This window comes from Flavobacterium ardleyense (assembly GCF_033547075.1).
Lineage (GTDB): Bacteria > Bacteroidota > Bacteroidia > Flavobacteriales > Flavobacteriaceae > Flavobacterium > Flavobacterium ardleyense_A.
The window spans coordinates 2,906,880-2,918,826 of sequence record NZ_CP137891.1 but is presented as its reverse complement, the minus strand read 5'-3'; the positions used below and the strand labels follow the sequence as shown (position 1 = coordinate 2,918,826).

Genomic DNA, 11,947 nt, shown 5'->3' with positions numbered 1-11,947 from the left:
TGGGCGCAACCTTTCGCCACAACGACCTTCCTAACATTCAATTACAATGTGGCTCAGGTCAGGCTGTCCATTATATCTTTGCTGCAAGTAGGTTCAGTTTTCAATTCTGAAAATTTTCGCTTGCAGCAAAGGATGCCATTCCCATCCTTTGCGCGGGCTCCCGTTTTCAGTAGATCGCAGTAACTACAATTCAATCATATCGCGGCAAAACATCCCATTTAAGGAACATCTACTACTACTTTAATAAAAATTCAAGTTAGTTAGAAGAGTAGCTAGATGGAACTATTCCTCTTTTTTAGAGGCTAAATTTTAAACTTACAAATATATTTCTACCCATTCTTGGAATATTGTTCCAATCGGTATAAGTAGAATAGTGACTATCCAAAATATTTTCAACCCCAATTTTTGCGGTCAAATTTGTTTTTTCATAGGTAAATGATTTTGCCAAAGCCATATCAAAAACGCCATAAGAAGCAGTGCGATCTTCCCCATAAAAGGAATTGAATGCCGTTTGTGCAGCATTCCCTCGAAAAGAAATTTCGGCACTTGTTTGATTTCGATAGTATTTTAGGGCAGTCTTATATTGTAATGGACTAATAAATGGCAAGTTGCCGCCATTATCATCTTGCCCTTGACTGTAAGTAGCTTGCGCCGAAAAGGTAAAAGTTTCAGTTAGTTTCTGCTCAAAAGTAATGTCGGCCGATGCGATTACCGCATAATTAAGTGCCGAATATACTTTTACACCATCAGCGCCAATAGTCATTGGCAGAAATGATGGCTTCGGAATACCAACGATATAATTTCGAATATTAAAATACGATCCGCTTAGTTGCACCTTAGTATTTTCTGTTTTAAAGGACGAAAAGAAGTTGAATTCCAATGATTGCTCATTTTTAAGTGTAGGGTTTCCGATATAATCATAACGGTCAAAACTATTAAAAAGATAAAATCCATATCCTTCCGAAACTGAAGCGGCACGTTCGCCATATCCTAAACCTAGTCCATATCCTAATCCTGAATTACTATAATTAAAATTTACCGCTAAACTTTTTAGTAATCTTGTGTGGCTAGCTTCCATTTCTGGATAGATAATCTGCAGACTTTGTAGTCCAAATAGATCCGTCACCTCATTGGTATGCGCACCCAAACTTGCCGAAATTTCGAGATCTGAATTATCAGATATAACTAGATGATCCTTCAATTGTAGCGCCACGTATCTTGTCTGAACATCGGGCCAAGTAAGCATAAACATCGCGTTCTCATTTGGATCATTTGGATACATCGTCATTTTTGCCCGCGACTGATTTAGAAACCCATTGATATCTGCAGTAAGGTGATGTTTGTTTTGATGTCTCTCGATAGTTGAATAAAATCCGTAAGTTGTAGACCAACCAGGCATATCCATGCGTATTGGAACGTCAGGACGTTTGCTATCGTCCATGATATGTGTTATTTTGTTAAAGTAGATCTTAGTATCCCATTTAGAATACCACAATTCTGTCGGCATAATTTTATAGGTAGCTGATGTAATCAATGCTTCGGCTAGAGATACATCCATTGGCAAGGCAGGATATCCTACATTTGTCGCTCGATCATAAATAATAGAAGCTTCCAAAACCGAATTGCGATTTAACAAAAAACCAAGATTTCCCGAAACGTTGTACTTGCCATATTGACTATACAAAACCTCTTTGCGATCTCCAGCATAGTAATTTTCGGCATCTCGTGCCATAAAGGCTGCATCAAAATAAAAGGTACTGTCTGAATATTGTGTAGCAAGGCCGCCAATTTTCTGTTTATTATTTGTCTCGAAACCTGCCTGAGCAGATCCTTTCCAACCAGAATCCTTAAATGTTCCTCGCTGTCTTTTCAAATCTATTCCGCCGCCAATCGTGGAGCCGTGAACAGCGCCTTGTTGTCCCGAAACAATCGATGCTTCGGACAAATTAGATATTTCAACATAACTTGTTATGGGATCCATTTTATCGGTACAAGCAGCAAAAATTCGCATTCCATCAATTGTAATCAAAGTTCTTTCTGATGGCATATTATTTATAAGTGGTTCCCAAGCGTAACCACCTCTTTTTATCATATTTATCTTTGGAGAATTTTCCAGATATTCCTCAACCGTACCAAGAGATTTATACTGTTTCTTATCAAGAGTTGCTTTTTGACCAATCACAATCACCTCTTTTAAACTATGGGTCGAAGTACTGTCTTTTTCAATTTCTTGTGCATAAGATGACGCTGCAACTACTACAGCTACCATCAAAAATTTAAAGTTTTTCATAACTTTGTTTTAAGAATGGTCGGATTCGTAAATCCGACCATATTATAATAGAAGAGTAAATTTAGAATTCTACTTCAAAATATAAAGTGCTGTTTTCTACAGCGCCTTCAATAGATTGACCAGCAACAAGGACATTGCTAGCATCAAAAAGCTGCATATTTACTTTCCAATATCCTGTCATTGTAAGCGAAAGTTTTCCGTAGTATAACCTATCTAAAGTAGATTGTGTAAGTGAAATATTATTTGGAGATCCGTGATTCCCCATACTAGGCATACGTGGATCAATTGAGATTTTCATATTATCTACGATTGGAAACGAAGTCATCGAAGCCATTTTAAAAACCCCAACAGTTATATCATTCAAAGCGACTTTTGGCGTAGTAGGTTCAATTAGAGCCAAAATATATTTCACGCCGTCAGGTCCCGTAACAGTCGTTACACGTTGTTTTGCACTTGCAACGACCGAAATTGGCGCATTTAATTGATGTTCCTGCCCGTTAACACTGTATTTTAATCTAATTTCCCAAAATTCACTAGCATTTTCAGCCATTTGGAAGACAAGATAACCACTATACAGATTTGTTCCCGAAATAACCTTAATTTCCGAAAATGGCCCGGCATGCATCATATTTGTCATATGCATCATCGGCATCCAACTTAAGCTCGAAGGTGTGATATAATTTGAATTTGATTTGTCTTTTATTCGAAAAGAAACCGAATTATACCCTTGAACTAACGTACCACTCTGTGAGTATAATTCGATTGAATGCATGTCGTTTTCGATTGTTTGAATTTTTACAAGTCCCGCTGTTTCATCCGATATGGGATTATTGTCATCGTCTGAACTACAAGAGTTCATTGAGAATATTAAGACGATGATAGAAGTAATTTTTGCCACAGAAAGCAAGATGTTTTTTGAAAATTTAGTTTCCATATATTATAATTTTTTTTTTGAATTGTTTAAATACGATGTTACATCCAATGACTAAAATGCCATTGGAGAAATCAATAATATGAGTCAATAAAAAATTATGCTACTGTGGGTGGACGAAAGGGCGTATCTAGTACTAAGTATGTGTAATTATCAAAGTAATAATTACTAACTACCAAATAAGTAGAATTAGGTGTAAGGACAGTAAATTCTTGGATTTTTTGAAAAAACATGATTTCAAATCCAACCACTGATTTTTTTTGTGATGATAAGGGTTTTTCTACCTCCGAAGCTTTTGCAAGTTCCTTCATAAGATGGCATTTTCCATTGCATTCTAATTCAGGTGTCGCTTTGTTTTCGCAAAGAACTTGGGTTATATAATCATAATTGACAACATACTCCAGAAACGGCAATGCAGGTTTTAGAAGTAAAACTGTAACAATTATGAATATAAAGATTTTCATGGTGCAAAGATACTTCTAAACTTGGCATATCATTATGATTCTTATCATACTTTGACAAATTTGAATCTTTCTTGAATCTCTTTATCAGCATTCCTCATCGTTTTTATCATTTCCATAAAAATATCGCACAGGTGATGGTAAGATTTCTTTTCGATAATTAATCTTTCCGCTTCTGATTTTTCTGGAAAAGCTAGTTTTAAATTATGTCGAACGACAGATTTTCTGTACCCAATTAATTTATAAACGATGATTTAAAAAAAATCTGAAACGAAGTATAGCAGTTTAAAAGGTAAAATGGAAATTAGCCAAATAAGTGGATAGAAAAGTATAAAGAACAGTAATTGCATCTAGTCAAGTTTTGAAAGTACAAATATACGCTTAAAACCAAATTTAGATAGCAGTCGATGCCAAAAGCTGTACGAAGATGTTTAATTTTACTTTTCACTTTTTAAAAACTGTATGGATTTAGTTTTAATAGTTATTATTGCCGCCAATGCGTTGTTCAGTTTTAAGGGATTTGGAGATATGGCATTCTTCCGAAAATTTGAATTTCACATAGCTTCAATCAGAAATGGTGAGCAATATCGAATGTTTTCCTCGGCATTCTTGCACGCAGATATTGGTCATTTGGCTTTTAATATGTTGACGCTCTATTTCTTTGCACCAGTAGTATTAATGTACACGAATGCATTTTCATTTTTGCTAGTCTATTTCGGAAGTCTTATTTGCGGAAGCTTATTGACTTTATATTTATATAAAGACGATCTAAATTACCGAGCAATTGGAGCTTCGGGAGCCGTAATTGGAGTTTTATACTCGGCGATATTACTTCAGCCGGAGATGAATTTGTATTTATTCTTTATTCCGATCCCGATTCCAGCTTATATTTTTGGAATAGGCTATTTGCTATATTCTCTTTACGGAATGCGTGCCAAGCGAGATAATACTGGGCATACCGCTCACTTTGGTGGAGCAATTGGAGGGTATGCAATTACCTTGGCAAAATTTCCAGAGATGTTTACAGAGAATATTTTTATGGTGGTAATTCTTGCCATTCCTATTATCATTTTGGGTGTGATGGCCAAGATGAAAAAGATTTAGTGGCACAACTTTTGAAAAGTACGCTAACTCAAAACTAAAAATTTAAATTATGAAAAAGTCATTCCTTATACTAGCCGTGGTTGCAATGTGCACTATTACGCCATCACAGGCACAAGAATTAATTCCGCCAGCTCAGATTACCGTTTCGGGAGAAGGCAAAGTTAAAGTAGAGCCAGATCAAGCTTTTATTTCTATTTCGGTTGAAAATAAAGGTAGCGATGCAACTTCTGTAAAGAAAGAGAATGATAAAACGGTTGCTGAGGTTATTAAAGCAATTAAAGATTTAAAACTCCCAAAAGAGGATGTGCAGACAAAACGTGTTTCTTTGAGTTCACCATATGATTACGACAAAAAGAAATATAGTTATGTGGCAACTCAAACCATCGAAATTTTGCTCAGAGACTTATCAAAGTATGATATAGTTATGGAGAAGCTAATACATGCGGGTGTAAATACAATCGGAACCGTAGATTTTAGATCTTCAAAATTGGCCGAATACCAATCGAAAGCTAGAAAGTTGGCGATGAAAGAAGCGCAGTTGAAAGCAAATGACTACGTATCAGTTTTAGGACAAAAAGTTGGTGCAGCGATTATGATTAGTGATAATTCACAACCAAATTACCCGAGGCCAATGATGTATAGCTCAATGGCCAAAGGTGCTGCAAGTAGCGATATGCCAAGAGAAACCATCGCGATTGGCGAAATTGATGTGACTGCAAATGTTACGGTGAGTTTCAAATTGAACTAGAAAATTTATTTTATAAAAATATTAATTTCCCTTTCGGCAAAAGTTGAAAGGGATTTTTTTTTGTTCAATTTCTGAAAATATATTTTTCAAAAAGCATTTTGCAGATTCTGGAATCATTTTTTATCTTTAGAAATATAATCAAATAAAAAAATGTGCTACCACGTTACTCAAACAAAAATGAAGATTGAAGTTGAGAAGCGCTTTGACGCTGAGGTTGATCCAACGATCAACTTCGCTCCTCAAAATCACTACAACGGTTTTGACTTTCCCCCGATGCCCATCATCACCGATCAAAATCCGGCAATTATAACTCATTTTAATTGGGGATTGATTCCGCATTGGGCTATGGATAATGAGATTCGGAAAAGTACGCTTAACGCGAAAATAGAAACGGTAACCGAAAAGCCGTCGTTTAGAGACGTGGCAAATCAACGTTGTCTGATTATTGCGGATGGTTATTTAGAATGGAAGTGGCTTGACGCGAAAGGCAAAAACAAGCAGAAATACTCGATTTTCGAACCCGACCACGGATTATTCGCTTTCGCGGGACTTTATTCGATTACTCAAAATGCAGAAACAGGGAAGGAGCAGAAAACTTTTACGATGCTCACTACCGAAGCCAACGAACTAATGTCGGAAATTCATAATAGTAAAAGGCGAATGCCGATTATTTTGAAAAGAGAAGATGAGCAGAAATGGCTTCAGAAAGATTCACTTCAAAAATATGCTTTTCCTTACTCCGTAGAATTGGCCGCAGAAGCAGAAAAAGCTTCAAATGAAGGTTGGACACTTTTTGATTCTTTATAAGTTAGAGTTCACCGTTTTCTTGATTATTGAAAGTCTCATTTTCTTCATTGTCGAAGTCTTCATTCTCTTGTCGAACATCATCAATTTCCTCATCCGTAAGCGAGTGCAGATTGATGAGCGATTCTCTAAAATCTACCATCTGCACTAATAAATCCGCTACTTTCTGCACGGTTTCGTTCTTACTACTTTGCAATAAGCTAAGGTCGAAAGTAAAAACATCTCCCACATCAAAAGTCTCCGAAACTTCGAGCATATCGCCGCTCATTTCGACATTCAATCCTGCACCGAAAAGTAATTCTTCAGAGTCAGTTATAGCATTTACAGTATCGATAATATGTTTTCGTTGAGTTGTCATAGCTGAGTTTTAGATTCGTTTATATAGGATACTAATATTTTTCAAAAAGAAATATACTATGTCACATAAGATAAATTATAATTCTATTGAAATCTTAAAATGTGGAAAACTTATATGTATTTTAGCAGCAACTTAGATTAAGAGTATTTGATGTCGATCATTCATATACTTCTTTTGTATACCTTAGGGTATTTAATTTCGAGGTAATAGATAATGCGTTGATCTAATTAGTTGCTAATAAATTTGGTTTAAAATAAAATGAGAGAATTAAAATTTATTGATCTATTTGCTGGGTTAGGTGGTTTTCACTTGGCTTTACAAGATTTAGGTCATACATGTGTTTTTGCAAGTGAATTAAATAGTGAACTAAGAGTTTTATATGAAAAAAATCACAATACTAAAATTGAAGGTGATATTAATTTAGTTGATGTAAATCTTATTCCAAGTCATGATATACTTTGTGCTGGTTTTCCATGTCAACCATTTTCAAAAGCAGGTGCTCGATTAGGCTTAGAAGACCCAAGAAATGGAAATTTATTTTATAAAATATTAGAAATATTAAATCGTCATAAACCAGAATTTGTGTTTTTAGAAAATGTTGCAAATCTAAAAGGCCATGATGATGGTAATACTTGGAAAGTAATTTATGATGAATTGTCAAAATTATATGAAGTAAGTGAAGCAACTTTGTCACCACATCATTTTGGTATTCCGCAGCACCGTTCAAGATTTTATATAGTTGGTCGACTAAGAGAAAAAGGAGGTTTGCAAGACTTTTTATTTCCTGAGAAAGAAGAAAGAGAAGATATAAGTATTCATGATATTGTTATTCCAGAGGATAATGACTTTATGACATTCAAAGAAACTACTAAAAATCATTTAGCGATTTGGCAAGAATTTTTAAATAATCTAAAACCTGAAGAAGTACCTAGGTTCCCTATCTGGGCAATGGAATTTGGGGCAGATTATCCTTTTGAAGGAAAAGCACCTATAAAATTGCACGCTAAAGATTTAAAAAATAAAAGAGGTTCTTTTGGGACTTTAATAAAAGGAAACTCTTTTGACGATATGCTCAAATGTTTGCCAACGTATGCTCAGGATGGTTTAAAAATAAATCAATCAGAGTTTCCTGTTTGGAAAAAGTATTATATCCGGGCAAATAGAGAGTTTTACAAAAAGCACAAAGAGTGGTTGGATAATTGGATTCCAAAAATATTAGAATTTGAGAATAGTCATCAAAAGTTTGAATGGAATTGTGGAGATAAAGGACCATTAACTATCAATGACAAAATTGTACAATTCAGACCATCAGGAATAAGAGTTAAGCAACCAACATATTCACCAGCGTTAGTACTAACAACCACACAAATACCTATTTTTCCTTGGTTAGGTAGGTATATGACTAGAAAGGAAGCTGCTAAACTACAATGTATGGAAGATTTAAATGAATTGCCACCTACAGTTGCAAAAGCATTTAGAGCCCTTGGGAATGCTGTCAATGTAGGTGTTGTAAAAAAAATAGCTATTAACTTGATTAGAGAGTATGAATAATATAGAAAATGTATCAATTAAAATCCAAACAGGTGTATATGGTCAGTTCCGTAATTTAAACAATACGGCATGGTATGCCTTGGGTGAGTATGTTGATAATGCAGTTCAAAGTTTCGAAAATAATAAATCAAGATTATTAGAAGCCAATGATAATAATTATCAATTTGAGGTTAGAATTAATATTGATAAGGAAAATGATATTATTGAAATATATGATAATGCAGCAGGTATTGATATAGATAATTTTCAAAGAGCATTTGAACCAGCTAATATTCCTATTGATAATACTGGTTTACATGAATTTGGTATGGGTATGAAAACTGCTTCAATTTGGTTAGCAGATTTTTGGTCGGTTAGAACGGCAGCACTTGACGAAGATGAAGAAAGGTTGGTTGAATTTGATTTGAAAAAAGTATTAAAAGAGGAAAAAGAATTATTAGAAGTTGTAAATGTAAAGAAAGATATGACAACTCATTTCACACTTTTGACATTAACACAACTTTCAAAAAACGCACCTTCCAATCATCAGATTGATAAAATAAAAAGACATTTATTAAGTATTTACAGAAAGTTTATTAGAAAAGGTGATATGAAACTTTTTATTAATAATGAGGAGTTAATTTATGAAGAGCCTGAGATACTAAAAGCTCCTTTTTATAACAGCCCAAATGATGAGCCAATTGAATGGAAAAAAGAAATTAACTTTTCTACTGGCAAATATAAAGTAAATGGATTCATAGCTTTACTTAGTACAATGAGTACGAATAAAGTAAATGGGATCTCTCTTTTTAGACGTGGTAGAGTTATTGAAGGTAGTCATGATGAAAAATATAGGCCTAAAGCACTTTGTGGTCAAGTAGGTTCTCCAAGATATAAAAGAATTTTTGGGGAATTAGAATTAGAAGGATTTGCAGTTAGTTTTAATAAAGGTAGTTTCCAAGAACAAGATGATTTAGAGGCTTTAATGGAAGCACTAAAAACAGAAATATCTAGTAAAGATTTTGACTTATATAATCAAGCTGAAAAGTTTATAAAACCAAAATCAATTGAAGACAATAAGACTGTTGGAAAAAATATTTTAAACACCATTAAGAAAACTTATGACAGAGAAAATCTTAAAACTCAATTAGACAATTCAATAAAACAAATTGAGAACAAAGTTTTAGAGGCCAACAATGAGATCTTTTATAAAAAAGCCGAAACTATTGATTCGCATGAAGATATTATTGAACTGAAAGGTGAAAAATATAAACTTATTCTTGAATTAATTACGGAAGCAAAAATTTCAGATTTGTATTCAATAAGTACCATTGAAGATGAGTTGTTTACGCAAAAAATAATATATAAAATTAATCTAGCTCATCCTTTTTTTACAAGATTTGAAAAATTAAAAAAAGAAGAAGACTATCAGCCAATATTACTAATAATCAGGTCTCTGGTATTAGCAGAAATAATTGCTCCTTCTCAAGGAACTAAAGGAGCAGGTAATGTTAGATTGAATTTTAATTCATTTATTAAAAACCTTTAGTATATGTCAGAAGAAATAATTGTAATCAAAAGTAACGAAGCTAAACTAAATGTAGTTAAAGGTCCACGAACTATAGATCTAATTGATAGATTAACACAACTAGACCGTGAAGAAAAAGAAACGTTGTTAAATGAATCAGAAAGCATATTAACCAATTGTATTGATCCAGTTGAAACAATAGGGAGCACAACGGGAATTGCTGTTGGATATGTTCAAAGTGGTAAAACAATGTCATTTACAACGCTAACAGCTTTGGCAATTGACAATGGCTTTCGAATTATAATTTATTTTGCAGGTATTAAAATTAATTTATTAGAACAAACTACAAATCGTTTAAAGAAAGACCTTTTAACAGATTCTAGTAATAGTAGGTTTTTTAAAGTATATCCAAGTCCAGCCATTAAAGACAATGTTCATTTAAAAATCAAAAGTGCATTATTATTGAACCATAAACCGGCAATTCTAATTACAGTTTTAAAACACTACAAGCATATTTCAGAGCTAACTAAAATCTTCGAAACTTTTGAGGTAAAAGGTGCACTCGGAAATAATGGAGTAATGATTATTGATGATGAGGCTGACCAAGCAAGTTTAAATACTTATGGTAGAAAAAATAGTAAAAGCGAAGATTGGGAAGAAGATGAATTTAGTTCAACCTATTCAAGTATTTTAAATTTAAGAGCTGCTATTCCAAATCATTCTTATATTCAATATACAGCTACTCCACAAGGTCCACTACTGATTAATATCATGGATTTACTTTCGCCAAAATTTCACAAGGTCTTAACGCCAGGTAAATCATATACTGGAGGTAAAACTTTTTTTATTGAAAATACGGATTTAATTATTACCATCCCTGAGAGTGAAGTTTATCATCATAAAAAAAACCAACTTACTGAATGTCCTCAAAGTTTGATTAATGCGTTGCAAATTTTCTTATGTGGTGTAGCAATTACAGTAAATATTCAAGGTAAAGAGAAATTTTTGTCAATGTTAGTTCATGCTGATAGCTTAAAGGATGTTAGTAGACAATTTTATGATTGGGTAAAAATGCTTAAAGACAGTTGGGAAGATCGTTTGCAGTTACCCGATGGTGACCCTAGTAAAAAAGAACTTATAGAACAATTTAAAGATAATTATACAGAAGCTGTAAGAAGAATTGAAAATCCACCTGCTTTTAAAGATGTAATGTCCGAAATTTTGCAAGTTATACTTGATACAAATATTGAAATAGTTATTGCTGGTTCAAAAGAGATTGATTGGAGTAATTCCTCTGCTCACATTTTAGTTGGTGCTGATATGTTAAATCGTGGTTACACCGTTGAAGGTTTAATGGTTTCATATATGCCTAGATATAGCATAGGTAAGTCTAATGCTGATACAATCCAGCAGCGTTGTCGTTTCTTTGGATATAAAAAGAACTTCATTGATAGCTGTAGAGTTTTTCTTCCTAATGAATCAATACTAGAATATAGAGAGTATGTTGAACACGAAGAGATTTTTAGAACAAATTTAAAGGAACATTCATTAGAAGAATATGAGCAACTTTTAATTTTAAGTGGAAATGTAAATCCTACCAGAAACAATATCTTATCTGTTGACCTGATAAAACATAAATTAAGTGGTTGGAGACAATTAAATGCCTTACAGCATCTTGATGAAAATATTATTTTTATTGAAGATTTTATTGCTAATAATACTTTTGTAAACTTTGAAGATTTTGGTACACCAGACAGGCGTCACAGATATATAAAAATTGAAGTAGACAAAGCAATAGAATTTTTTAAAAATTTCAAAATTGCAAACATGCCAGATGCACTTCGTAAATCATCCACAATTCAGTATCTTAGGTATTTAGCTGATATAAAAGAAGTAAGTCATATTTATATATTTGAGATGGCTTTTGAAGTATCTGGTGGTCGTAAAAGGAGTTTAGTATCTGATGGTGATAAATTTAAAATAAATAATATTTTCTCAGGTCGTGCATTATCAGGTAGTGACAAGTATCCTGGTGATAAGGGTATAAAGTTTGATGATTCAATTTGTATTCAAATTCATAGAGTCAGATTAAAGCATGATTCAATGCAATGGGATAATAAATTGGTATATACATTTGGTATTTATTATCCAGAAGATTTTTCCCACTCATTTGTTGGTATTAATAAGTAACTA

11 protein-coding genes are annotated in these 11,947 nt (G+C 33.4%); 6 read left to right on the top strand and 5 right to left on the bottom strand.

Going from position 1 to position 11,947, the window contains the following annotated elements; genetic code table 11:
- Window positions 1-295: 295 nt before the first annotated feature.
- From SBO79_RS12705 to SBO79_RS12690, 4 genes are all read right to left on the bottom strand, one after another.
- Complete coding sequence (locus tag SBO79_RS12705; RefSeq protein WP_318640767.1) at window positions 296-2,290, bottom strand: TonB-dependent receptor plug domain-containing protein; 1,995 nt, start codon at window positions 2,288-2,290, stop codon at window positions 296-298.
- Window positions 2,291-2,351: 61 nt separating this feature from the next.
- Window positions 2,352-3,224 carry a hypothetical protein gene (locus SBO79_RS12700; protein ID WP_318640766.1) on the bottom strand — a complete coding sequence of 291 codons (873 nt, stop codon included), beginning with the start codon at window positions 3,222-3,224 and terminating at the stop codon, window positions 2,352-2,354.
- 95 nt (window positions 3,225-3,319) lie between these two features.
- Entirely contained in the window at window positions 3,320-3,685 is a 366-nt protein-coding gene (locus SBO79_RS12695) for a hypothetical protein (RefSeq protein WP_318640765.1), read from the bottom strand.
- Window positions 3,686-3,729: 44 nt separating this feature from the next.
- The gene (locus SBO79_RS12690; RefSeq protein WP_318643513.1) at window positions 3,730-3,918 is read right to left on the bottom strand and encodes an LpxL/LpxP family acyltransferase; all 189 of its coding nucleotides are present in this window, start codon (window positions 3,916-3,918) and stop codon (window positions 3,730-3,732) included.
- A gap of 226 nt (window positions 3,919-4,144) precedes the next feature.
- Here SBO79_RS12690 and SBO79_RS12685 point away from each other — a divergent pair, with 226 nt between their 5' ends.
- From SBO79_RS12685 to SBO79_RS12675, 3 genes are all read left to right on the top strand, one after another.
- A complete protein-coding gene (locus tag SBO79_RS12685) occupies window positions 4,145-4,786 on the top strand; it encodes a rhomboid family intramembrane serine protease (RefSeq protein ID WP_318640764.1) in 642 nt (213 codons plus the stop codon).
- 49 nt (window positions 4,787-4,835) lie between these two features.
- Entirely contained in the window at window positions 4,836-5,534 is a 699-nt protein-coding gene (locus tag SBO79_RS12680) for an SIMPL domain-containing protein (protein WP_318640763.1), read from the top strand.
- A 150-nt stretch (window positions 5,535-5,684) separates the two neighbouring features.
- Window positions 5,685-6,341 carry an SOS response-associated peptidase gene (locus SBO79_RS12675; protein ID WP_318640762.1) on the top strand — a complete coding sequence of 219 codons (657 nt, stop codon included), beginning with the start codon at window positions 5,685-5,687 and terminating at the stop codon, window positions 6,339-6,341.
- A gap of 1 nt (window position 6,342) precedes the next feature.
- On the opposite strand, the gene SBO79_RS12670 is transcribed toward SBO79_RS12675, so the two are convergent.
- Window positions 6,343-6,696, bottom strand: a complete 354-nt coding sequence (locus SBO79_RS12670) for a hypothetical protein (RefSeq protein ID WP_318640761.1) — start codon at window positions 6,694-6,696, stop codon at window positions 6,343-6,345.
- A 258-nt stretch (window positions 6,697-6,954) separates the two neighbouring features.
- Between SBO79_RS12670 and SBO79_RS12665 the strand changes: the two genes are divergently transcribed.
- The 3 genes from SBO79_RS12665 to SBO79_RS12655 are packed head-to-tail and all read left to right on the top strand — an operon-like array spanning window position 6,955 to window position 11,944.
- The gene (locus SBO79_RS12665; protein WP_318640760.1) at window positions 6,955-8,247 is read left to right on the top strand and encodes a DNA cytosine methyltransferase; all 1,293 of its coding nucleotides are present in this window, start codon (window positions 6,955-6,957) and stop codon (window positions 8,245-8,247) included.
- Window positions 8,240-9,775, top strand: coding sequence for an ATP-binding protein (locus SBO79_RS12660; protein ID WP_318640759.1), 1,536 nt, complete (start codon window positions 8,240-8,242; stop codon window positions 9,773-9,775). The genes SBO79_RS12665 and SBO79_RS12660 overlap by 8 nt, the downstream gene beginning before the upstream one ends.
- Window positions 9,776-9,778: 3 nt before the next feature.
- A complete protein-coding gene (locus tag SBO79_RS12655; protein WP_318640758.1) occupies window positions 9,779-11,944 on the top strand; it encodes a Z1 domain-containing protein in 2,166 nt (721 codons plus the stop codon).
- The last annotated feature ends 3 nt before the right edge of the window (window positions 11,945-11,947 follow it).

What these genes read in the sequence shown, in the direction of transcription:
- SBO79_RS12665 (WP_318640760.1), top strand. Translation starts at nt 6,955, where the DNA reads ATGAGAGAATTAAAATTTATTGATCTATTTGCTGGGTTAGGTGGTTTT.
- SBO79_RS12680 (WP_318640763.1), top strand. Translation starts at nt 4,836, where the DNA reads ATGAAAAAGTCATTCCTTATACTAGCCGTGGTTGCAATGTGCACTATT.
- SBO79_RS12695 (WP_318640765.1), bottom strand. Translation starts at nt 3,685, where the DNA reads ATGAAAATCTTTATATTCATAATTGTTACAGTTTTACTTCTAAAACCT.
- SBO79_RS12660 (WP_318640759.1), top strand. Translation starts at nt 8,240, where the DNA reads ATGAATAATATAGAAAATGTATCAATTAAAATCCAAACAGGTGTATAT.
- SBO79_RS12705 (WP_318640767.1), bottom strand. Translation starts at nt 2,290, where the DNA reads ATGAAAAACTTTAAATTTTTGATGGTAGCTGTAGTAGTTGCAGCGTCA.
- SBO79_RS12670 (WP_318640761.1), bottom strand. Translation starts at nt 6,696, where the DNA reads ATGACAACTCAACGAAAACATATTATCGATACTGTAAATGCTATAACT.
- SBO79_RS12655 (WP_318640758.1), top strand. Translation starts at nt 9,779, where the DNA reads ATGTCAGAAGAAATAATTGTAATCAAAAGTAACGAAGCTAAACTAAAT.
- SBO79_RS12685 (WP_318640764.1), top strand. Translation starts at nt 4,145, where the DNA reads ATGGATTTAGTTTTAATAGTTATTATTGCCGCCAATGCGTTGTTCAGT.
- SBO79_RS12700 (WP_318640766.1), bottom strand. Translation starts at nt 3,224, where the DNA reads ATGGAAACTAAATTTTCAAAAAACATCTTGCTTTCTGTGGCAAAAATT.
- SBO79_RS12675 (WP_318640762.1), top strand. Translation starts at nt 5,685, where the DNA reads ATGTGCTACCACGTTACTCAAACAAAAATGAAGATTGAAGTTGAGAAG.